Annotated in this window: 24 protein-coding genes and 1 tRNA gene; 16 read left to right on the top strand and 9 right to left on the bottom strand. The window is 43.1% G+C overall.

Annotated elements, in window-relative coordinates; translation table 11 throughout:
* Positions 1-119: 119 nt before the first annotated feature.
* Complete coding sequence (locus tag ICN45_RS05345) at positions 120-1,790, top strand: MFS transporter (RefSeq protein ID WP_216174118.1); 1,671 nt, start codon at positions 120-122, stop codon at positions 1,788-1,790.
* Between the two features lie 52 nt (positions 1,791-1,842).
* Here ICN45_RS05345 and ICN45_RS05340 read toward each other — a convergent pair whose 3' ends face one another.
* Together ICN45_RS05340 and ICN45_RS05335 are read right to left on the bottom strand one after the other, a co-directional pair.
* On the bottom strand, positions 1,843-2,454 hold the full coding sequence (locus ICN45_RS05340; protein ID WP_216174115.1) for an MOSC domain-containing protein: 612 nt from the start codon (positions 2,452-2,454) through the stop codon (positions 1,843-1,845).
* A 30-nt stretch (positions 2,455-2,484) separates the two neighbouring features.
* Complete coding sequence (locus ICN45_RS05335) at positions 2,485-3,264, bottom strand: transporter substrate-binding domain-containing protein (protein WP_216174113.1); 780 nt, start codon at positions 3,262-3,264, stop codon at positions 2,485-2,487.
* Positions 3,265-3,346: 82 nt separating this feature from the next.
* On the opposite strand from ICN45_RS05335, the gene ICN45_RS05330 reads away from it, so the two are divergent.
* From ICN45_RS05330 to ICN45_RS05320, 3 genes are all read left to right on the top strand, one after another.
* Positions 3,347-3,754, top strand: a complete 408-nt coding sequence (locus ICN45_RS05330; protein ID WP_216174111.1) for a hypothetical protein — start codon at positions 3,347-3,349, stop codon at positions 3,752-3,754.
* Between the two features lie 125 nt (positions 3,755-3,879).
* Positions 3,880-4,773 carry a ParA family protein gene (locus tag ICN45_RS05325; protein ID WP_216174108.1) on the top strand — a complete coding sequence of 298 codons (894 nt, stop codon included), beginning with the start codon at positions 3,880-3,882 and terminating at the stop codon, positions 4,771-4,773.
* A complete protein-coding gene (locus ICN45_RS05320; RefSeq protein WP_216174105.1) occupies positions 4,774-4,962 on the top strand; it encodes a hypothetical protein in 189 nt (62 codons plus the stop codon). It begins immediately after the preceding gene.
* Positions 4,963-4,985: 23 nt separating this feature from the next.
* Here ICN45_RS05320 and ICN45_RS05315 read toward each other — a convergent pair whose 3' ends face one another.
* Positions 4,986-5,915, bottom strand: a complete 930-nt coding sequence (locus ICN45_RS05315) for a M23 family metallopeptidase (protein ID WP_216174102.1) — start codon at positions 5,913-5,915, stop codon at positions 4,986-4,988.
* Between the two features lie 3 nt (positions 5,916-5,918).
* A complete protein-coding gene (locus tag ICN45_RS05310; protein WP_216174099.1) occupies positions 5,919-6,356 on the bottom strand; it encodes a bactofilin family protein in 438 nt (145 codons plus the stop codon).
* 226 nt (positions 6,357-6,582) lie between these two features.
* On the opposite strand from ICN45_RS05310, the gene ICN45_RS05305 reads away from it, so the two are divergent.
* Positions 6,583-7,011 (top strand): bactofilin family protein, encoded by a 429-nt coding sequence (locus tag ICN45_RS05305; RefSeq protein WP_216174097.1) that lies wholly within the window; start codon positions 6,583-6,585, stop codon positions 7,009-7,011.
* A gap of 9 nt (positions 7,012-7,020) precedes the next feature.
* Here ICN45_RS05305 and ICN45_RS05300 read toward each other — a convergent pair whose 3' ends face one another.
* The 4 genes from ICN45_RS05300 to ICN45_RS05285 form a co-directional block, all read right to left on the bottom strand.
* Positions 7,021-7,437: a bactofilin family protein gene (locus ICN45_RS05300; RefSeq protein WP_216174094.1), complete on the bottom strand. Its 417-nt coding sequence runs from the start codon at positions 7,435-7,437 to the stop codon at positions 7,021-7,023.
* Positions 7,438-7,440: 3 nt separating this feature from the next.
* On the bottom strand, positions 7,441-7,824 hold the full coding sequence (locus ICN45_RS05295; RefSeq protein ID WP_216174091.1) for a bactofilin family protein: 384 nt from the start codon (positions 7,822-7,824) through the stop codon (positions 7,441-7,443).
* 205 nt (positions 7,825-8,029) lie between these two features.
* Positions 8,030-8,224 carry a hypothetical protein gene (locus ICN45_RS05290; protein WP_216174088.1) on the bottom strand — a complete coding sequence of 65 codons (195 nt, stop codon included), beginning with the start codon at positions 8,222-8,224 and terminating at the stop codon, positions 8,030-8,032.
* Between the two features lie 127 nt (positions 8,225-8,351).
* Positions 8,352-8,510: a hypothetical protein gene (locus tag ICN45_RS05285; RefSeq protein WP_216174085.1), complete on the bottom strand. Its 159-nt coding sequence runs from the start codon at positions 8,508-8,510 to the stop codon at positions 8,352-8,354.
* Positions 8,511-8,740: 230 nt separating this feature from the next.
* Between ICN45_RS05285 and ICN45_RS05280 the strand changes: the two genes are divergently transcribed.
* From ICN45_RS05280 to ICN45_RS05235, 10 genes are all read left to right on the top strand, one after another.
* Positions 8,741-8,817 (top strand) — tRNA-Met (locus tag ICN45_RS05280).
* Positions 8,818-8,876: 59 nt separating this feature from the next.
* Positions 8,877-9,410: a DUF2878 domain-containing protein gene (locus tag ICN45_RS05275; RefSeq protein ID WP_216174083.1), complete on the top strand. Its 534-nt coding sequence runs from the start codon at positions 8,877-8,879 to the stop codon at positions 9,408-9,410.
* A gap of 164 nt (positions 9,411-9,574) precedes the next feature.
* Complete coding sequence (recA, locus tag ICN45_RS05270; protein ID WP_255531098.1) at positions 9,575-10,618, top strand: recombinase RecA; 1,044 nt, start codon at positions 9,575-9,577, stop codon at positions 10,616-10,618.
* A 4-nt stretch (positions 10,619-10,622) separates the two neighbouring features.
* The gene (gene recX / locus ICN45_RS05265) at positions 10,623-11,162 is read left to right on the top strand and encodes a recombination regulator RecX (RefSeq protein ID WP_216174076.1); all 540 of its coding nucleotides are present in this window, start codon (positions 10,623-10,625) and stop codon (positions 11,160-11,162) included.
* Positions 11,163-11,348: 186 nt separating this feature from the next.
* Positions 11,349-12,518 (top strand): ADP-forming succinate--CoA ligase subunit beta, encoded by a 1,170-nt coding sequence (gene sucC, locus ICN45_RS05260; protein ID WP_216174073.1) that lies wholly within the window; start codon positions 11,349-11,351, stop codon positions 12,516-12,518.
* A gap of 14 nt (positions 12,519-12,532) precedes the next feature.
* Positions 12,533-13,426: a succinate--CoA ligase subunit alpha gene (gene sucD, locus ICN45_RS05255; RefSeq protein WP_216174070.1), complete on the top strand. Its 894-nt coding sequence runs from the start codon at positions 12,533-12,535 to the stop codon at positions 13,424-13,426.
* Between the two features lie 90 nt (positions 13,427-13,516).
* Positions 13,517-14,224, top strand: coding sequence for a TerC family protein (locus ICN45_RS05250; RefSeq protein WP_216174068.1), 708 nt, complete (start codon positions 13,517-13,519; stop codon positions 14,222-14,224).
* 121 nt (positions 14,225-14,345) lie between these two features.
* Positions 14,346-14,870 carry a pilin gene (locus tag ICN45_RS05245; protein ID WP_216174065.1) on the top strand — a complete coding sequence of 175 codons (525 nt, stop codon included), beginning with the start codon at positions 14,346-14,348 and terminating at the stop codon, positions 14,868-14,870.
* A gap of 106 nt (positions 14,871-14,976) precedes the next feature.
* A complete protein-coding gene (locus ICN45_RS05240; protein WP_216174062.1) occupies positions 14,977-17,367 on the top strand; it encodes a tetratricopeptide repeat protein in 2,391 nt (796 codons plus the stop codon).
* Positions 17,368-17,426: 59 nt separating this feature from the next.
* Positions 17,427-18,203 (top strand): glycosyltransferase, encoded by a 777-nt coding sequence (locus ICN45_RS05235; RefSeq protein WP_216174060.1) that lies wholly within the window; start codon positions 17,427-17,429, stop codon positions 18,201-18,203.
* Positions 18,204-18,288: 85 nt separating this feature from the next.
* Here ICN45_RS05235 and moaC read toward each other — a convergent pair whose 3' ends face one another.
* Positions 18,289-18,768: a cyclic pyranopterin monophosphate synthase MoaC gene (moaC, locus tag ICN45_RS05230; protein WP_216174058.1), complete on the bottom strand. Its 480-nt coding sequence runs from the start codon at positions 18,766-18,768 to the stop codon at positions 18,289-18,291.
* Between the two features lie 23 nt (positions 18,769-18,791).
* On the opposite strand from moaC, the gene ICN45_RS05225 reads away from it, so the two are divergent.
* Positions 18,792-20,489, top strand: a complete 1,698-nt coding sequence (locus tag ICN45_RS05225) for a M48 family metalloprotease (RefSeq protein WP_216174055.1) — start codon at positions 18,792-18,794, stop codon at positions 20,487-20,489.
* Positions 20,490-20,491: the final 2 nt, after the last annotated feature.

Raw genomic sequence — 20,491 nt, 5'->3', positions numbered from 1 at the left:
CGGGAAAACCCCGAGTGAATTTAATGAGGAATTACCCTAAGTAGTGGATTTCTTTGATTTTTTTCAAAGCATAATCAGCGAGTTGTTTTTTATTTAATAAAAATAGTTAGGAGCTACTGATGTCAACATCAATTAAAGCAGCCCCAATGACCGCTGCAGAGCGCAAAGTTATTTTTGCTTCCTCTTTAGGTACGGTTTTTGAGTGGTACGACTTTTATCTGTACGGTTCTTTGGCTGCCGTTATTGCCAAGCAGTTCTTCTCAGGCTTGGATGCTGGCTCTGCCTTCATTTTCGCTTTGTTAGCATTTGCTGCTGGTTTTATCGTGCGTCCATTTGGTGCCTTGGTTTTTGGTCGCTTAGGCGATTTGATCGGGCGTAAATATACCTTCTTGGTCACCATCGTTTTAATGGGTGCTTCCACCTTCATCGTGGGCATCTTGCCTAACTATGCAACGATCGGCGTTACTGCTCCAGTGCTGTTGATTGCCTTGCGCATGCTTCAAGGTTTGGCTTTGGGTGGTGAGTACGGCGGTGCTGCTACTTATGTTGCAGAACATGCTCCTCATGGCAAGCGTGGTGCCTACACATCATGGATCCAGACAACAGCTACTCTTGGTTTGTTCCTCTCCTTGCTGGTGATTTTGTTTACCCGTGAATTCACTGGTCCAGACTTTGATGTTTGGGGCTGGCGTGTTCCTTTCATCGCTTCTATCGCATTGTTAGCGGTTTCTGTATGGATTCGTTTGTCCATGAACGAGTCACCCGCTTTCAAGAAGATGAAAGATGAAGGCAAATTGTCTAAAGCACCTTTGACCGAGTCATTTGCTCAATGGAAGAACTTGAAGATTGTGATCTTGGCATTGTTTGGTCTGGTTGCAGGTCAAGCGGTGGTTTGGTATACAGGCCAGTTCTACGCGTTGTTCTACATGACCCAGGTGTTGAAGGTAGATCCTAAAACTGCAAACTTGTTGATTGCCGCTTCATTGGTAATCGGTACACCATTCTTCATCGTGTTTGGTAGCTTGTCAGACAAAATTGGTCGTAAGGTGATCATCATGGGTGGCTTGTTATTTGCCATCATTTTGTACATCCCGAACACACCGGTTTCCTTGTTTAATGGCCTAACCCACTTTGCTAACCCTGCGTTAGAAAAAGCCATGGCGACTGCACCAGCAAGCATTACTGCTGATCTGAATGAATGTACTTTCCAGTTCAACCCAACCGGTACGGCGAAGTTCACTAGCTCTTGCGATATTGCTAAGCAGGTGATGGCTGGTAACTCTGCAAGCTATACAACTATTCCCGGCCCTGCTGGCGGTACTGCGGTTGTGAAGATTGGCGATACAGAGATTCAAGGCTACTCCGCTAAAGGTATGGCGCCAGCAGATGCGAAAGCAAAAGATGCAGAGTTCAAGAAGGCCATTCGTGAAGCATTGAATGCTGCTGGTTACCCTGCAAAAGCGGATCCTGCTGCTATTAACTATCCTGCAGTGCTTGGTATCTTGGTAATTTTGGTGATCTTGGTAACCATGGTTTATGGTCCAATTGCGGCGATGCTGGTTGAGATGTTCCCAACCCGTATTCGTTACACCTCGATGTCCTTGCCATACCATATTGGTAACGGTTGGTTCGGTGGCTTGTTGCCAACGATCTCCTTCGCCTTGGTAGCGCAGAACGGTAACATTTACTACGGTCTCTGGTACCCAATTATCATCGCTGCGATGACATTGGTAATCGGCACACTGTTTATTAAAGAAACAAAAGACGTGGATATCTATGCACGTGACTAAGCTTCTTTAGTCTGTATTAAATAAGAAACCCGATCAGAAATGGTCGGGTTTTTTATTCCCACAAATCTTGTTGCTTTCGATTGCGTAAAAGTTGGTGATTTTGCTGAGCAATAGACACTTCTCTTGCACCAGGAATAACGGTAATCTTTTCACCAGCAGCGAGTGTGCCGGCTTTTAGGACTCGTAAGTACCAACCGCTAAAGCCAGATTGCAACATGGCCTTAGCTGCGCCTTTATATTTCATACGGGCATTGAACTTAAAGCAGGGTTCACGTAGCTTAACTACTGAGAATTCCAACTCACCAATGCGCAATACATCACCGACAAATACTTCGGTTTCTAGTAATCCTTCGATCGTGAAGTTCTCACCGAAGGCCCCATATTGGAGCTCAACTGCTTGTTTGGTTTCTCGGGTGAGTAGGGTATTCCAAAATGCATAGTGTTCTGCTGGATAAACGTAGATCGCTTTTTCAAGCCCACCATGAACACTCAGATCGGCCTGTTCATCACCCCTCACCCCAAGCTTGGTGATTTCTATTGGTGTGGGTGTTTGTAAATCACTTACTGGGGTTTTGACAATCGCCGAAGCAACTGATTTGTAATCAGGGTGATGATTACCAAATAAGGGCGCAACTTTACCGCTGGAAATAGATAAAAGTCTCACTGAGCTTACATCAATGAACAGTAATCAAAATTACTTACTCCATTTCGTTTCCATGGACAGAATTTTTTCTGAACCTAACTCTGCGAGATATTTATTAAACTCTTCTCTAATGGGCGAGCCTTTGACAAATGCAAAGCCCAATTTATCAGAGTAAGGAACTTCATAGCTACTGGTTAAAGGCATCTTCATCTTGTTGACATAGGTGAGTAGCATAGAACTATCCACAAAAACCAGGTCTAGGTTGCCATTGCTAAGGTCCGTCAAGGCCTCGCTCATGGATGGATAGAGTTTGACTTTGTTAATAGGATAAATGCCTGTGGGTACCCATTCTTTCTCGATGTAACCCATGAAGACTGCGCCTGTAGGAAAGCCAATCGAGTATTTTTTGATTTGCGATAAATCGGTGATTTTGATATCACGCTTAGTGAGACTGACTAAATTCCAGCCATTCTCTACGTAAGGGTTCGAGAAATCCATGACCTCTTGGCGTTTTGGAGTGATGGAAATTCCGGAGAAGGCAACATCTGCTTGTCCGCTCGCAACTGCACCAAGCATCCCTTGGAAGTCATAGGCTTTTAAATTGTAGGTATAGCCACGTGATTCACAAAATCCTTTAAAGATTTCGATATCAACACCCACCACTTGACCATTCTCTTCAAATGTAAATGGTGGAATAGAAGGCGATATAGCAGCTTGCAAAACCTTCGATGTTTTGTTGTCGGATTTAGAGCAGCCAAGCGAAAATAAGGCTAGCAAAACACAGGCACTTGTTAGTAGTGTTTTTGAGAAAGTCGGTGAGATTTTGATCATATTGTTTTTCGCTGTATGCACGACATTAGGATAAGTGCTGCTTGACTGCTAAGATCACATCATAAATCGAAGAGAGTGAAATATGCGTTTATATATAGTAATGATGTTGGGGCTTTTTTGCACACTAATTAGCCAAACTGCATGTGCTAAGTGGGATGAGGAGCGCGATGTCACTGGTAGCGGTAATCAGGAACTGGTCTACTATTTCAAAACAAATGGGCAAGGTCAGAAATTAGTCCTCGATAAGTATGTGAAGCGGCTGATTTTTATTCAGCAAGACCGCTTGTATAAGCGCACTATCAAACAAATCAAAATTGATGGGTTCCCCATTGATGTGATGAGCGATCCCTTTTCTCACTACCCTGAGCAAACTGCAATTACCTTTGAAAATAAGGACGAGGTACTCAAAAAGCTATTTTTAGCCAAGAAAATCGAGATTGAGCTGCGTTATGGGCGCGATCAAGGGGTCAGCGTGTTTCAGATTCAGTAGCAAGGGGTAGTCTATTTAGCTCAATAAAGTCATCAAATTGAAATAAATCATGCCTACATTACATCCTCGCCCTTTATCTTTATTGTTCAAGATAAGTCGTTTATAGCAAAAGGCATTAATTTCCCATGACGCCCATTAAAATATTAGTCACAAACCAAAAAGGCGGCGTTGGGAAAAGCACGATTTCTGCAAATCTAGCGGCCTTTTTTGCCTTAAAACGGAATATCAAAACGGCATTTATCGATTTTGATAAACAATCTTCATCATCTAACTGGTTAAAAAAAGCAGCTAACTTTGGTATTGAGATTCATCAGGCTCATCTCCAGAGTCAAAATAATTCTGGCCTGCTCTTGCTTGATGCTAAAGCGGCATTAAGGGAATGCTCGAAAGCAGCAGAGTTAGTAATTGCTGACTTAACCTGGACATACACCTTACCCCCTCAGTTTTTGATGGAGTTTGATATTGTTATTGTCCCAAGTTCAATCAGTCGAGTGGAAATGGTGAGCTCTGAAATTTTTGTACTTGAATATCTTCAAAAAAGTCTTGCCATTGCCGGCAAAAAACACCAAATCATCATCATGGCTCCGAGCAGAATTGACGCCGGCCAAAGCACGGAAGGCATCTTCCCCTTTGTATCTGCAAATGACAACTGCTTTATTAGCCCGCCGATAGAAAAAGTGAGTGATATTGACCAATATTATTTTGGTAGTTTTCTTTGTGAGGCGCAAGATGAGCGCGTTGCAAAGAATTTTTGCGAATTCGGGAGCTTTATTTATGAAAAATATTGCTCGCTAGTAATGCCTTACCAAAGCATTCATTCCGGCGTCAGCAATCCAGTATCGAGCTATAGGCAAGAACGGCTTAAGAGCCCCATTGCAGCCTCTGGTGTTCAAAATTTAGCTTCTGCATCATCAACAATGCCATTGAAAAACGAGAGACTAGGACGAAAAGTGGTCGACCTATTTATCCCTCAATTTTTGCGTAGCAAAAGCCCTATTGACAATAGTAAAGGGGAGTAGATGTTTTGGAAAATAAAATTACTCTTAATTAAACAGGAGAGCGCAAGGATTTCGATACTTCGCATACATGCGGAGTCTCTTAAAGAGGCTCTTGAGAAATCCCTCGATTTGTATCGTAATGCATCAATTCTTTCGTATCAAAAAGAGGGTGATGCTGAGATTGCTTTTGACTCTAACAAGAGCTTGTGATGTCAAACGCGAGCAAATGGCAACTAGCGATCAATTAAACCAATTAGCATCTCTTTAGGATTGATGACCGCACCATTTTTGACTATTTCATAATGTAAGTGAGGCCCAGTTGACCTTCCGCTTGTACCTACCGTAGCAACCACCTGATTCCGTCTAACGATATCTCCCTTATTGACATAAATATCCTGGGTGTGGGCATATCTCGAAAGGTAGCCATCCCCATGGTCAATAATCAAAAGTTTTCCATAATTTAAATCCCAGTTAGCCTGCAGCACCTGACCATTAGCAGTGGCGTTGATAGGCGTCCCGCTGGGTGATTGAAAATCCAAACCAGAGTGGAAACTTTCCCTGCGATTAAAGGGGTCAATACGGGGACCATATTCACTAGAAATACTTGACGCATTCTGAATCGGCATTCCAGTGGGTTTAGATTCGAGCCATTGCAGATAATTGAAGCTATGAGTAATTACAGTATCGACATACTTATTTTGCGAATGCGCTAGCTTTGATAGATTTGAAAATAGCTGTAGCGGTCGAGAATTGTTGGTCTCATCCATCAAATTTAGGGGAATAAATTGACCGCCCATAGTATTTTGCTTTGGGCTTGAGCTCTTAAGGGCGGCAGGGGTAGCAAGTTGCTCGAGCTTTTTATTCAGAGTTTCAAGTTGAGTCAGTTTTTGGTTGTTTTCAACAATGCGCTCATTTAACTCTAATAGCTTCAGTTTATAGATTGCGTTGAGATTTTCCATTTCTACGGGTGAATGTAAATTGCCGAGTTGCTTTGCCAATTGGGGGTCATATTCAATTGCCATGCGAAAGCCAAAATACTGCAGGCTTGCCCCTGCTAGGATTAATGCCAAGACGAGCGAGCATGAGCCAATCAATAAATGACGGTAAGTCAAATTGATCTTGCGGATGTGACCAACAGGGCCTGATACCCAAATAATTTGCATAATTTAGCTGGGAATCTTTTGCTTCACTTGGGATAGTAGGAGTTCGGCCTCATTAGCTACTCCCGCTGATGAAATCTGTAGCAACTTACCCGTTACATTGGCGCCAATCTCGATACCGATATTGCCGTAAGTGATGTCTCCTTCGATGTGAGCGTGTGCGAGCAACTCAATTTTTCCAGACGAAAATATATTGCCCTTAACCGACCCTGCCACAATAATGTGTTCGGCACGAATATCCCCAAAGATACGAGCGCTTGGTGCAATGGCAATCGTTGCCTCTGAACCTTCTTCCTGCAGGATGTTTCCGTGTAAGCTGCCATCAATCCGCACGCTTTTTGAAATGATCAGATTACCGTCAACCCGAATGGATGTCCCCAAAATCGATTCAAAATCTTGAACCGATTTACCTAAGGCTTTTTTCTTGGTCTTTTTAAACATCATGAAGATTTCCTTAGATCTTTGCAGATTTAATTAGGGAATGAAGATCTTACTAAAGTTTGATGAAAATGAGGACATAAAGCTTCATCACCAATAAATTTAAATGGTTATAGTTTCAATCTACTAAATACTGATTAAATGTGAGCACCCACATTTAAAGAACTCACTTGAACAACAAGAGGTCTAGCGGTAATATGACAGTCAATTTAAGATTTCTTTAAGGTAAAGCATGTTTGAGAAGCGCAAGAAAATTTCTCTAAAGCCAACAAGCGAGCATTTTGAGACGCTGATCGGTAAAACGTCGGAAATTTTTGGTCGAATGGTGATTGCTCATAGTTTGCGGATTGATGGAAAAGTCGTCGGCAACATTGAGAGCGATCAAGATGTCAGAGTAACGGTAGCTATTGGTGAAGGTGCAGTGGTTATCGGCGACATTACGGCATATCGGGTTATGGTAGCCGGCAAAGTAGAGGGAAATATTTACGCAAAGGAACGCGCTGATTTTTATGAAACTGCAGTTGTTAGGGGCGATGTAACCTATGGAACTATAGGCATTGAACACGGTTCACAAATTATTGGGCTGATCATTCAGGGGGCGTTATCGAATCCGGTGATTGATGCAAAAACAGTAATACGCGAGGCACAGCAGCAGCGTTAAGTTGAGCCCCTATTTACGCTTAAGGTCACCCTTGATGATCCCGCCGCGCTGAATTGCTAAGTTGGAGTAGGTGAGTGAGCCCTCAACAACTGCGCGACCACCAATTACTAGATCCCTGCATTCCATTTGCCCTGAAAGTTCGCCTTTGACGTTGATATTGTCAGCGGTGACATTGCCATCCACGCTACCGGTGCTGCCAATGGTTAATGATTGCACTGAAATGGTTCCCTTGAGTTTTCCGTCAACTGTGATGGATCCCTTCGATCGAATTTCACCGATAAATTCAAAGCCTTCGCTGATGATAGATGGTTTTAGGTGAACTGTTTCCGAATTCCGTATTAAGTTATCCTCAGCCACATCGGGTTCAGTTGGTAACTGCTCGCTACCAAGGACATCTTCTACATCTCTTTTTTTGTTAAACATCATGTTTTACGCTTGTGAAGGAGTATTGCCGTTAGCATCTATTTTGATTAGGCTACCCTGTAAATCTCCACCCTTTTCAATTTCAATTTCAGCATATTGAATTGAGCCACTAATTTTTCCAGTTGAGCGTATGAAAAGCGATTTCTTGGAATGAAGGTTCTCATGGATTTCACCACGAAGGTCAACAACTTCCGCAGAGATTTTTCCTTTGAGTACACCAGTCGCACCAACAATAATCTCTCTAGCTGTTAGCTCGCCCTCAATAGTTCCAGAAATAGAGGCGATATCTGGGACGTTGAATGTGCCAGATAGTTTGACGCCTTCGCCAACAGTCAAACAACCGTTTTGATTATTTTCCGCCATATACACTTTCAGTTTGGGATAGCTCACTTTTTTACTAAAGCGATATGTCAGAATTATGACTTTTATTATTAATTTATATAATCATAAAGACAGAGTTATAGGCTCAAAGGGAACATAAAAATCCCGCACTATTCAAGGATATGCAATCCTTGAAATATTGCTGTGTAATGAGCTGATGGCTAAACCTGAATTTAGAGGCCCGTAGGTGTCTTTTCAACAGACGCTTGGTGCCTTAGTCATCATCTCTTACAGCGATCCGTCCAAGAGTATCAAGATCAGACTCATCTACCTCTAAATAATCATCTTCAATCACTGTTGCGCCTTCTAAGTGCTCTATATATTCTCGAACAGCATAGTAAGGAGCGATATGGACATGATCATCATCTTGATGATCCCAGATCTTGTAGCGAAAGACGGTTAGCTTCATTTGGTTTTGGCCTAAATTAATCTCATGAGCCCAGGCGATGGTTTACATAGCGATTGGCATATGCTTTCCGAGCCTCATTCCAGGCTAAAGCCCCTTTAATAAGCAGACGTTTTAGTTTTGTCATGATTTATAGCCCCCTAGAGGTGGTGTAGTAGAGGTAATCACGAGTAAGTTGCTCTACTTGCTCATGGCTAATGGGGTTACGGCTGTTGATGTACTGCTCTAAATCATTGCTTTTGGTCTGGTTACCAAAAACTTGATTGAAGAGACTCAATAATTGTGTCATTTAAGGCTCCTTTAGTTAAAAATACTAGGGTTAATACTTAATTAGTATGCGCTTCACATGTGAATGTTGCATGACAGCAAAATAGTATTTTGTGGCTGAAAGTGCTTAAGTTGGTGTGTAAGCTCAAACACTCCACTGTCCCAGGAGGATCAATAGTCCAATGGATCACAAGTGCTCATGGTTCAGGCTGAATGGCTCTCATGGCCATTTGACCTTATAATCATCAGTTCGGCGAATTAGCTCAGCTGGTTAGAGCGACGGAATCATAATCCGCAGGTCCGGGGTTCAAATCCCTGATTCGCCACCAAATCTAAAGACCATTGCCCACCAGCAGTGGTCTTTTGCTTAGGCAGATAGAATGAAGTCATGGCTAAATTTTGGAACTTCTTCTTTTTCCAAGTGGGCTGGTTTGCTTGTGTCCTCGGCGCAACGCATCAACAGGTGTTTTGGGCGGTTTCGGGGACCCTGGCATATATAGCCTTCCAGATCTGGCGCTCCCCAGACCCTAGGCAGGAGATTAGCCTGCTGGCTAAGGTGCTAATTTATGGAATCGTAACTGATACCCTCATCATGCATTTGGGGTTTGTCGACTTTGGAGAGTCGTGGCCATCCCCTTATTTATCCCCCCTATGGATGTGGGCACTATGGCTATTAGTGGGCAGCACACTCAATCAATCTTTATCTTGGTTACGTGGCAGGCCCATCCTTGGAGCCTTTTTAGGCGTTATTTGTGGTCCGATATCCTATGAGGCCGGTATTCGAATGGGGGCTGGGGCATGGGGATCCGGAGGCCAATTTATGGGATTTATCCTGGTGGGATTGGTCTGGGCTATCGCTCTACCCCTCTTTTACTACTGGGATCGCACCCCAATCGAACGGGTCTTATTAAAAAATACGTAAATTCCTTAAAAAGTCGCTTGCAAATAGTACTGTTTTTATATACAGTAACTTCCAGGTTGTTAAACAGTAGATAGACTTCGGGAAAAAGCCCAGTACATAGCGAAAAGGAATAAAAAATGGCCTTGGATGACAAAAGAAAATCAGCTTCCTCAGAATTTGAAGGAATGAGCGGAGATAAGCAAAAAGCCTTAACGGCAGCCTTAGCGCAAATTGAGAAGCAATTTGGCAAGGGCTCGATCATGAGATTGGGCGATGCTGAAATTAATCAAGATGTTCAGGTGGTCTCTAGCGGATCTCTTGGCTTGGATATCGCTTTGGGAGTTGGCGGTATAGCGCGTGGCCGTGTCATTGAGATTTACGGTCCAGAATCATCCGGTAAAACAACGTTGACATTGCATGCGATTGCAGAAATGCAAAAGCTTGGTGGTACTTGCGCCTTCATTGATGCAGAGCATGCGCTAGATGTTCAGTACGCTTCACGCTTAGGTGTAGACGTCAATAATTTATTAATCTCCCAGCCAGATACTGGTGAACAAGCCCTAGAAATTGCCGATGCTTTAGTACGCTCTGGCTCTATAGATTTGATCGTGATTGACTCAGTTGCTGCACTCGTTCCTAGGGCAGAGATTGAGGGCGATATGGGTGATTCATTACCAGGACTGCAAGCACGCTTGATGAGTCAAGCTCTGCGTAAGCTAACGGGTGCCATCAAACGAACAAATACCACGGTCATTTTCATTAACCAAATTCGGATGAAGATTGGTGTGATGTTTGGCTCCCCAGAAACTACCACTGGCGGTAATGCGCTGAAGTTTTATGCCTCTATGCGTTTAGATATCCGTCGTATTGGCAGCATCAAAAAAGGGGATGAGGTTGTCGGTAATGAAACCCGTGTAAAAGTTGTCAAGAATAAAGTTTCCCCGCCATTCCGCGAAGCCATCTTTGACATCATGTATGGCGCAGGCATATCTAGAGAAGGTGAAATCATTGATATGGGTGTAGAAGCCGATATCGTTGAAAAATCTGGTTCTTGGTATAGCTATAACGGCGATCGTATTGGGCAAGGCAAGGACAATGTCCGTGAGTTCTTAAAAGAGAACCCAGAGATTGCTAAAGACATCGAGAAAAAGATACGTGAAAAGTTGGGTGTTAAATCTGGCTCAGCTGTCGTAACCGATGTCCTGAGTGAAGAAGAGGAAGTCGAATAGTTCGATGTCAGAGCTAAGTAGTAAAAATAAAGATGGCATCAAAGAGGATGCTAAACAAAGCCCGAGTCTCAAAGCTCGGGCTTTGCGTCTTTTATCGCTCCGTGAATACAGCCGCAAAGAGCTGGCTGCAAAACTGACCGAGTCCGAAGCAAGGTGGGCAAAGCTGGGAGGGCTGCAGTCTGAGCAAACTCCAGATAATAGAAATATACAGATCGAAGAAGTTTTGGATGATTTTGAAGCCAGAGGATGGCTTTCTGATGAGCGCTTTGCCGAGGCACTGGTTCGAAGGCGCAGCGAGCGCTATGGTGTGCGAAAAATCCAAGGTGAACTTGAAAGGGCTGGTGTGGATACTCTGACATCCGCAAGCCTGCTAACTGCATTAAAAGAAACTGAGTATCAACGTGCCTATGAGCTCTGGTTAAGAAAGTATGGAGAGAAGGCAGTCGATCAAAAAGAGCGTGCTCGACAGTATCGTTTTTTAGCTTCTAAGGGCTTTGGCTCAGAGGTTGTTGCCAAAGTAGTCGGTGGACACAAGCCAGACTAGGGCAATTACGGAGCGAGAATGGTAATTTGCCGCGTTGCAGCATGATAGACTTATGGAGTCGGTCAAGCCGTTCGCATTTATTCAAAGTTGGCTAATTTAGCTACTTCCAGAGTAAGTATGGGATTCAGGCGAAATCGCTTTTGTTGATCCTCATCGCTTGCTAAAAAATACCGTTTCGGAGTAATTATGAAAATTCACGAGTACCAAGGCAAAGAACTTCTTCGCCAATTTAATGTGCCTGTTCCTAATGGCATACCTGCATTTAGTGTTGATGAGGCAGTGAAAGCTGCTGAAAAATTGGGCGGCCCAGTATGGGTAGTGAAGGCACAAATTCATGCGGGTGGACGTGGTAAAGGTGGGGGCGTGAAATTGGCTAGGAGTATGGAGGAAGTGAAAAAATACGCTTCTGAAATCTTAGGAATGCAACTCAAGACTCACCAAACTGGACCAGAAGGTCAAAAAGTAAACCGCCTCTTAATTGAAGACGGTGCAGATATTAAAAAAGAGTACTACTTCAGTATCGTTACCGATCGTGGAACACAAAAAAATGTGATCATGGCCTCTAGCGAAGGTGGCATGGATATTGAGGAAGTGGCTGAATCTCATCCAGAAAAAATTATCAAAGTATTTGTTGATCCATTGATTGGGTTAACAGATGCTGATTGCGACATCGTTGCAAAAGGCATTGGCGTTCCTGAAGCATCTATCCCAATGGCTCGTGACGTATTTAAAAATTTGTACAAGACCTACTGGGATACCGACGCATCCTTGGTAGAGATCAACCCTTTGATCCTCGAAGGCAATGGCAAGATTAAAGCGCTGGATGCGAAATTCAACTTTGATCCAAACGCGTTGTTCCGCCATCCTGAAATCGTTGCTTATCGTGATATTGACGAAGAGGACCCAGCAGAGATCGAAGCTTCTAAATTTGACCTTGCCTATATCTCTTTAGATGGAAACATTGGTTGCTTAGTGAACGGTGCTGGCTTGGCAATGGCTACGATGGACACCATTAAGTTATTTGGCGGCGAGCCAGCGAACTTTTTGGATGTTGGTGGCGGTGCTACAGCAGAAAAAGTCACTGAAGCATTCAAGATCATGTTGAAAAACAAAAGTGTTGAAGCGATTTTGGTCAACATCTTCGGCGGCATTATGCGTTGTGATGTGATTGCCGATGGCGTTGTAACAGCATGTAAAGCAGTCAACCTGACAGTGCCTTTGGTCGTGCGGATGAAGGGTACAAACGAAGAGTTGGGCAAGAAGATTCTTGTAGACTCCGGTTTGCCAATTATTAGCGCCGATTCGATGGCTGAAGCTGCTACTAAGGTAGTTGCCGCTGTTGCCAAAAACAAATAATCCAGGATTTCAATATGTCTATTTTGATCAATAAAAACACTAGAGTCATCACACAAGGTATTACCGGAAAGACCGGTCAGTTTCACACTGAAAAATGTCAGGAATACGCTAACGGTAAAAATTGTTTTGTCGCTGGCGTTAATCCTAAAAAAGCAGGTGAATCTATCTTTAACATTCCGATTTATGCGACTGTCAAAGAGGCTGCTCAGCAAACGGGCGCAACTACTTCTGTAATTTATGTTCCACCTCCAGGCGCAGCTGCTGCCATCTGGGAAGCAGTTGATGCTGATCTTGACTTCGTTATCTGTATTACTGAAGGTATTCCAGTGCGTGACATGCTGGAATTGCGTAACAAAATGCATGCTAAAGAAGCTGCTGGCGGCAAAAAGACTTTGTTGCTTGGGCCAAACTGTCCAGGAATTATTACTCCAGATGAAATTAAGATCGGCATCATGCCGGGCCATATTCATAAGAAAGGCCGCATTGGTGTAGTTAGTCGTTCTGGTACTTTGACCTATGAAGCAGTTGGTCAATTGACAGCAATCGGTCTAGGTCAGTCCACTGCAGTAGGTATTGGTGGCGATCCCATTAACGGTTTGAAGCACATCGACATCATGCGCATGTTCAACGAAGATCCGGAAACGGATGCCGTTATCATGATCGGTGAAATCGGTGGTCCTGATGAAGCTGAAGCAGCGCGCTGGTGCAAGGACAATATGAAGAAACCAGTAGTTGGTTTTATTGCTGGTGTAACAGCGCCTCCTGGAAAGCGAATGGGTCATGCAGGTGCATTGATTTCTGGTGGTGCCGATACCGCTGATGCCAAACTTGCTGTTATGGAAGAGTGTGGCTTTAAGGTAACAAAAAATCCTTCCGAAATGGCCGCTTTATTGAAGGACATGTTGTAATTGATTTAAATAAACGGGGCGCTGCTAAAGCAGCGTCTCTTTTTGTAGTGCCAGTAGTTAAAACATAAAATAAAAACCGCGGGAGACATTATGGATTTTTCAGCATTTTCAGGGCCAGCATTTTGGGCTGCACTTCTATCAATCATCGTAGCGAATATTTTGTTATCGGGTGATAACGCAGTAGTGATTGCTTTGGCATCGCGCAATCTGCCACCACATCAGCAAAAGAAGGCAATTTTTTGGGGTAGTGCAGCTGCAATCATCTTGCGTGTTGTGCTCACGATAACGGCGGTCCAATTACTCAGCTTGCCGTATCTTAAAATTATCGGCGCTATCTTGCTGCTTTATATTGGCGTTCAACTTTTAGCTGATAGCGGCGAAGAAGAAGAGATGCATGGCCATTCAAATATCTGGGGTGCAATCCGTACGATTCTGGTAGCTGATTTGGTAATGAGCTTGGATAACGTATTGGCAGTTGCCGCTGCCGCACAAAAGGGCCCTGAAGAAACTCGTTTAGCACTGTTAATTATTGGTCTTGGTCTTTCCATTCCTTTGATTATTTTTGGTAGCACGATGCTTCTAAAAGTGATGGATCGTTTCCCAGTCATCATTACGCTTGGTGCTGGCTTGTTGGGGTTATTGGCAGGGGGCATGTTGGTTGAAGACCCAGCTATTAAAGAATCGATGCAAGCTGCGTTTGAAGATGCGCATATGATCTTTGAAGGTATTGGGGTTGCGATTGTGATCCTCTTAGGCACTTATTTGAAGAAAAAGGGTGCTAAGAAGGCAAAGGCCTAATTTTCTTTCTTGTGAATCAGTAAAAGCCGGCTACTAATGCCGGCTTTTTTACGTGCAGTATTCTTGAGTAGAAGAGGTTTAGACTGGATGATGAGGGATTTCACCTCAGGAGCCAGAAGATATGCAAAATGCAAGAAAAGAAGATCAGCAGCAAGAGCCACTCAAAAGTACCGAAGAGGGATTTACGCTGATTGAGGTTATGGTGGTAGTTGCCATCATCGGTATTTTGGTAGCAGTAGCTGTTCCGCAATATCAAGACTATATTGCTCGTAGTCGCGTTGTGGAGGGTATGAATTTATCTTCTAGCGCAAAGTTGGCTGTGACTGAGGCTTTTGCAAGTCGGGGCACTGTGCCTATGGACGATGCTACAAATGGTTCATTTACCTTTGTACCAACCCGTAGCGTCAAATTGATTGAAGTAACCCCTTCAGGCGCTATCGCAATTGACTATCAAGTGAGTGTTGCCCCTGAGGGTAAAAACACATTGCACCTCATTCCAACAAATGAACCAGATGCAAATATACCTAAGCCAATTGATTTATCAAAACCAGAAGGGGCAACTTGGGCGGGAGGTTGGTCTTGTAGATCTACGGAAACTAATTTGTTATCTCAGTTATTGCCTTCAGAATGCAGAATTAGCAAATAAATAATGACTGAAGTATTCATTTGGGATGAAATACGATTTATAGCCCCTGTTTTATTGGCCTCAGGTTTTAGATACCATCATTAACCAACAGTAATAAAATCAGCAGATGAACCCCCAACTACAACTGATGCTTCAACAGGCTATTCAAGCCTTTCAATCTGGCAATTTTGATGCAGCCGATTCAATTCTGAAAAGATTGATTCAGTTAGATGCAAAAAATTTACCAGCTTTGCATGTTCTCGGATTAATTAAAGCTTCCCAGCACAACTATAAAGAGGCTGTTGAATTACTGGGGCGTGCAGTAAGGTTAAATCCTACTGAACCCTCACTTCGCTATAACTTGGCAAAGGCCTTGGTTGACTGTGAACTAAATGAAGAGTCTATTCCGCACCACAAAAAAGCTGTTGAGCTAGCCCCAAATAATCCAGAGGCTTGGTTAAATTATGGGAAAGCGCAATCCCATTTGCAGAATTATAAATTTGCCATCTCTCACTATGATCAGGCAATACGTTTGAAGCCAGATTATGCAGAAGCTTGGTTCAATAAAGGGAATGCATTACGTGCACTTAGTTTAGCTGAGGAAGTATTAAATAGTTACAACCAAGCTATTAGGTTCAAGCCGGATTATGCTGAGGCATTTTTAAATAAGGGGGTCTATCTTCAAGAATTAAAGGATTATGAGAATGCCATGGTCTGCCTTGATCAGGCTCTTAGTCTGAATCCGGACCACATGGAGGCTTTATTAAGTAAGGGAGCCAACCTTCACATCCTAAAGCGCTACGAAGAGGCGATTTCTCTATACGACTACGCAATCACCCTCAAGCCAGATTACGCAGAAGCCTTAAATAATAAGGCACTTAGTTTGGGTGAGTTAAAGCGTTATGAGGAGGCAGTCGCCCTATATGATCAAGCACTTAGTTTAAGACCTCATTATCCGGAAGCTTGGCATAACAAGGCGCTAGCATTATCAGGCCTAAAGCAGTTTGATGATGCGATGGCTCACTTTGATCATGCACTCACCCTAAAGCCAGATTATGCAGAGGCTTGGTGTAACAAAGCCAACATAGAAGTGGAATTTCGGAGATATGAAGAAGCTATTGTTGCGTATGACAAAGCTATCAACTTTAAAGATGATATTGATTGGGTGCATGGGGCCCTTTTATCCCTCAATATGAAATTATGTTCTTGGAAGAATTTTGGGAAAGAATTGGAAGAAATTTTAGATAGAATTCATCTAGCCAAGAAAGTGATTCAGCCATTCCCTCTTTTGGCATTAACTGATGATCCTATTTCTCATAAGCAATGCTCAGAGATTTATCTCAAATCTATCACCACAAAAATTAGTGAACTAGGCTGTATTCCGAAGCGGCCTAAGCAAGAAAAAATTCGGATAGGCTATTTTTCTGCTGACTTTCATAATCATGCTACTGGGCACTTAATGGCAGGCCTCTTTGAGTTGCATAATAAGCACCAGTTTGAATTAATTGGTCTCTCATTTGGACCGCCTGAAAATGATGAAATGCGAAAGCGCTTGGTGAGTGCATTTGATCAATTTATAGAAGTTGGAGAAAAGTCAGATCGCGAAATTACCCAGTTAAGTAGAGCTTTAAATATTGATATTGCTGTTGACTTAAAGGGATATACGCAGGATTCTAGGCCGGGGATATTTTCTTATCGCGCCGCCCCAATTCAGGTAAGTTATTTGGGCTATCCAGGAACGGTATCTAATAATTCCATGGATTACATCATTGCAGATAAAACCTTAATTTCGAATGAATTTGAGAAATACTATTCTGAAAAAATAGTGTATTTACCAAATACTTATCAGGTCAATGATAGAAAGCGAATAATTTCTGACAGAGTCTTTACAAGGCAAGAGCTGGGTTTGCCGGATACCGGATTTGTCTATTGTTGTTTCAACAATAATTATAAAATACACCCTCATACATTTGATGCATGGATGAGAATATTGAATAGAGTAGAAGGAAGTGTTCTATGGCTTCTTGAGGATAATCCAGTAGCATCTGAAAATCTTAAGAAAGAAGCATTAAAACGTGGGGTATCAGAAGAAAGATTGATATTCGCTAAGCGAATGCCTATTCCCGATCATTTGGCAAGACATCGCAACGCTGATTTGTTTATCGATACTTTTCCATATAATGCCCACACTACTGCTAGTGATGCCTTATGGGCTGGATTGCCAGTCTTGACACTAACAGGACAATCTTTCGCTAGTCGGGTTGCAGCAAGCCTGCTTAATACAATCAATTTATCTGAATTAATTACAGATAACCAAGGTGACTATGAGTCCCTTGCAGTTGAATTGGGAAACAATCCGCAGAAGCTTGAAATAATTAAACAAAAACTTTCCGACAACCGTTTAAGTGCCCCACTATTTGATACAGAGCTCTTTACCAGAAATATAGAGAAGGCATATATTAAAATGTATGAGTGCTATTTAAATGACTTACCGCTCGATCATTTAGAGGTAGTTTGATATAAATCTTCCTCTTATGTATCCGATTTAAACATTTCCCCTATTTAAGTTCATTGCGCATGAAAAAACTCACGATAATAATCCCGTCACGAAAACAAGAAAAGCAAATTGAATTTCTTCGTAGAGCGACAGATTCGGTTCGAAACCAATCCATTGCCAATCAATTTCAACTTACTTTTTTAATAGGAGTGGATAAGGGTTTTGCCTTAGATCCTTTAGTTGCAAAAAGTCTTGGGGTAATTTGCATAGAAAGTGATGGCACCTCTCAAGCAGCAGCGTTAAATGGGGCGATAAGAGTAATGAAGGATGGCTACGTAGCCTTTCTTGAGGATGATGACAGATGGATGCCAGAGTATCTCAACTTTGCCATGAAAGCCCTAGCCCTTAGTGAATTTGTTTCATCTACACAAGCAGAGGTAGATGAAGATGATGAGCTATTAAGAATTAATGATTTTCCGACACCCTCAGGGTGGATTATGGATTCATCTGTACTAAAAAAAGTTGGTGAATTTAATGAGGAATATCGATTTCATCTCGATAATGAATGGCTTGGGAGATTGTCAGAATTAAAAATAAAACGCATTCATATGGCTGAATCGACTGCTCCAATTGTGCGTAAATACATTAATCCAGTGAGACCTTGGTTATTAAATGTGTTAAATCTTTCAGGGGGATATTGCAGCATAGCCAGGCATCAGTCGCCATATCCTTTAGTTAAGAGGATGGTACATTCTAAGTCAGGAATGGCTCAAATAGCAGCGAGTAAAGAACTTTTAGAAATCTCAGATATAGAAGTTAACAAGATTATTAAGCGTTTCGGCAGAAGGCCATGGTAAGTTTTCCAGGGTACTTACGATCTTTCGTAAATTAAATTGGCCCTTAATTATTTATTCTTCTCTTTTCTCGCTTTGCTGGTTAGGTCTACTTCTCTGCAACCCAAGTGCCACTCTTACCACCACTCTTTTCCAGTAGTTTGATGTCCCCCATCACCATGCCACGGTCTACAGCTTTGCACATGTCGTAGATTGTGAGTAAGGCAACTTGGACTGCGGTGAGCGCTTCCATTTCTACGCCAGTAGGTCCAGTTGTTTCGGCTCTAACTTGGCAGCTGATGCAATTTGTTAGTTGATCAAGTGTAAATTCAAGGCTAATGTGAGTAAGGGCTAATGGATGGCATAAGGGGATTAGGTCCGATGTTTTTTTGGACGCCTGAATACCGGCAATTCTGGCTATACCCAGAACATCCCCCTTTTTATGGCTGCCAGCCTCTACTATTTTGAAGGTTTCTGGAAGCATTGAAATCTTGCCATTCGCTATAGCAATCCGGTGGGTAGAAGGTTTATCGCCTACATTCACCATATGGGCTTGGCCGCTATTATCAAAATGAGTGAGTTTGTTCATAGGATAAGTTTTACCATATAGGAATGTGGGAAATAAAGTTACCTAGAAAAACCTTCTATTTAAAGCATATTTTGGCTGTCCAGCTAATGCTGGGTTTGGCTTGTTCCGGCATTCCTACTGCTTATGCAGCTCCTGCCAGTGGGGATGTGGTGGTGGAGGGTAATTCAGCCGCTATTCAGAATATTGGGCGTGCCATGCAATCTCCAGATGCGCGCCCTACAAATGCCGCCTCTCGAAGTATTTTACAAAGTCAGCCGAATCTTGTTTTGCCAGATATGGGCGATCCAGGCGGGGATGTTTTAGGTCGGCTAGACGAACGCAAGTATGGTGAAATGATCATGCGCCAGATTCGGCCTGATCCTGATTATTCAAATGACTTACCTTTGTATGATTTCTTAAACCAAATGGAGCGCCGACTCTTACAGGCTGCAAAAAAATTACAGCTTGGGGGTGCAAATGAGCAGGGAAGTGGTGCATACAACTTTGAAGTTTTTGCGGTTAAAGATAGCAGTATTAATGCGTTTGCATTACCTGGTGGTTTTATAGGTTTTCATACGGGATTAATAGTTACGGCTGATACTGATTCTGAAGTTGCTTCCGTGATGGGACATGAGACTGGTCACGTTTTGCAACGTCATCTGGCTCGGCAAATGGATCAGCAGGCTACCAATACAATGATTGCTCTTGCAGGCATGGTCCTTGGTGCCTTAGCCATGTCGCGTAATCCTTCTGCTGGTGCAGGTTTAATGCAGGGCGGTCAAGCAGCTGCAATCAATAATCAGTTGTCGTATTCGAGGGATGCTGAACGTGAAGCCGACCGCATTGGATTTCAGATTTTAGATGCTGCAGGATATGACGTTAATGGTGCTCCAGGATTTTTTCAGCGCCTCCAAAAAGCCACTGGAATCATGGATAAAGGTGTCCCAACTTACGTTCGGTCTCATCCCCTAACTACGGATCGTATTGCGGACATGCAAGATCGTGCGCGGACTGTAGCATCCCGTAATGTACCTACATCGGTAGAGTTCTATTTCATCAAGGCAAGAGCTCGGATGGAGCAGGCTGGAACTTCTAGTGGTCTTTACGATCTAAAAAATACCTTTGAGAGCTATAGCAAGCAAGCGCAGGCAGGCAAGCAAATGGAGGGCTTCTATGGATTAGCGCTCATTGCGCAGCGTCAGGGAAAGATCGATCAAGCAGAAACCTATTTGGTGCAGTCCCGTAATTTAGCTCAGGCGGCCAGCGCTCCTGGATCACCCATTCAAAGGCAAAGTTTATCTTTGGATATCACTGCTTCGGAGTTAGCCCTAGCTAAGGGTAAGAATGAAGAGGCATTACAAATTGCGCAAGCGACTTTACGTGCCTATCCGCAGTCTTATGCTGCAGGGGCTGCGATGGTGAATGCCTATTTAAAGCTGGGACGCACTAATGATGCGATTACTTGGCTTAAAGCACGCACTAGGGCACAGCCAAATGAAGTTGTATGGTGGGCCCTATTGTCATCGGCCTATGATCAGGCAAAAAATGTACCCATGCGGCACTATGCTTTAGGCGAAAAGTACGCGCTAGAAGGGGCTTGGCCATCAGCAATTGAACAGATGAAGATTGCTCGTTCTGCTGGGGCTGACTATTACCAGGGCTCAAGTATTGATGCACGTCTACGTGAGATGCAAAGACAGTATCAAGATGAGCTTAAGGAGCAAGGAAAAAATCCAGGTTAAGT

It is taken from the genome of Polynucleobacter alcilacus, assembly GCF_018881545.1.
Taxonomy (GTDB): Bacteria; Pseudomonadota; Gammaproteobacteria; order Burkholderiales; family Burkholderiaceae; genus Polynucleobacter; species Polynucleobacter alcilacus.
Note: the sequence above shows the minus strand (reverse complement) of the source record. Positions and strands in the feature narration are given on the sequence as shown.

Excerpts from the sequence above, each read along its gene's own strand:
- ICN45_RS05285 (WP_216174085.1), bottom strand. The coding sequence starts at position 8,510 with ATGACACAATTATTGAGTCTCTTCAATCAAGTTTTTGGTAACCAGACC.
- ICN45_RS05275 (WP_216174083.1), top strand. The coding sequence starts at position 8,877 with ATGGCTAAATTTTGGAACTTCTTCTTTTTCCAAGTGGGCTGGTTTGCT.
- ICN45_RS05240 (WP_216174062.1), top strand. The coding sequence starts at position 14,977 with ATGAACCCCCAACTACAACTGATGCTTCAACAGGCTATTCAAGCCTTT.
- sucD (WP_216174070.1), top strand. The coding sequence starts at position 12,533 with ATGTCTATTTTGATCAATAAAAACACTAGAGTCATCACACAAGGTATT.
- ICN45_RS05235 (WP_216174060.1), top strand. The coding sequence starts at position 17,427 with ATGAAAAAACTCACGATAATAATCCCGTCACGAAAACAAGAAAAGCAA.
- ICN45_RS05305 (WP_216174097.1), top strand. The coding sequence starts at position 6,583 with ATGTTTGAGAAGCGCAAGAAAATTTCTCTAAAGCCAACAAGCGAGCAT.
- ICN45_RS05330 (WP_216174111.1), top strand. The coding sequence starts at position 3,347 with ATGCGTTTATATATAGTAATGATGTTGGGGCTTTTTTGCACACTAATT.
- ICN45_RS05325 (WP_216174108.1), top strand. The coding sequence starts at position 3,880 with ATGACGCCCATTAAAATATTAGTCACAAACCAAAAAGGCGGCGTTGGG.
- moaC (WP_216174058.1), bottom strand. The coding sequence starts at position 18,768 with ATGAACAAACTCACTCATTTTGATAATAGCGGCCAAGCCCATATGGTG.
- ICN45_RS05310 (WP_216174099.1), bottom strand. The coding sequence starts at position 6,356 with ATGATGTTTAAAAAGACCAAGAAAAAAGCCTTAGGTAAATCGGTTCAA.
- sucC (WP_216174073.1), top strand. The coding sequence starts at position 11,349 with ATGAAAATTCACGAGTACCAAGGCAAAGAACTTCTTCGCCAATTTAAT.
- ICN45_RS05245 (WP_216174065.1), top strand. The coding sequence starts at position 14,346 with ATGCAAAATGCAAGAAAAGAAGATCAGCAGCAAGAGCCACTCAAAAGT.
- ICN45_RS05345 (WP_216174118.1), top strand. The coding sequence starts at position 120 with ATGTCAACATCAATTAAAGCAGCCCCAATGACCGCTGCAGAGCGCAAA.
- ICN45_RS05300 (WP_216174094.1), bottom strand. The coding sequence starts at position 7,437 with ATGATGTTTAACAAAAAAAGAGATGTAGAAGATGTCCTTGGTAGCGAG.
- ICN45_RS05225 (WP_216174055.1), top strand. The coding sequence starts at position 18,792 with ATGTGGGAAATAAAGTTACCTAGAAAAACCTTCTATTTAAAGCATATT.
- recX (WP_216174076.1), top strand. The coding sequence starts at position 10,623 with ATGTCAGAGCTAAGTAGTAAAAATAAAGATGGCATCAAAGAGGATGCT.
- ICN45_RS05320 (WP_216174105.1), top strand. The coding sequence starts at position 4,774 with ATGTTTTGGAAAATAAAATTACTCTTAATTAAACAGGAGAGCGCAAGG.
- ICN45_RS05335 (WP_216174113.1), bottom strand. The coding sequence starts at position 3,264 with ATGATCAAAATCTCACCGACTTTCTCAAAAACACTACTAACAAGTGCC.
- ICN45_RS05250 (WP_216174068.1), top strand. The coding sequence starts at position 13,517 with ATGGATTTTTCAGCATTTTCAGGGCCAGCATTTTGGGCTGCACTTCTA.
- recA (WP_255531098.1), top strand. The coding sequence starts at position 9,575 with ATGAGCGGAGATAAGCAAAAAGCCTTAACGGCAGCCTTAGCGCAAATT.
- ICN45_RS05290 (WP_216174088.1), bottom strand. The coding sequence starts at position 8,224 with ATGAAGCTAACCGTCTTTCGCTACAAGATCTGGGATCATCAAGATGAT.
- ICN45_RS05315 (WP_216174102.1), bottom strand. The coding sequence starts at position 5,915 with ATGCAAATTATTTGGGTATCAGGCCCTGTTGGTCACATCCGCAAGATC.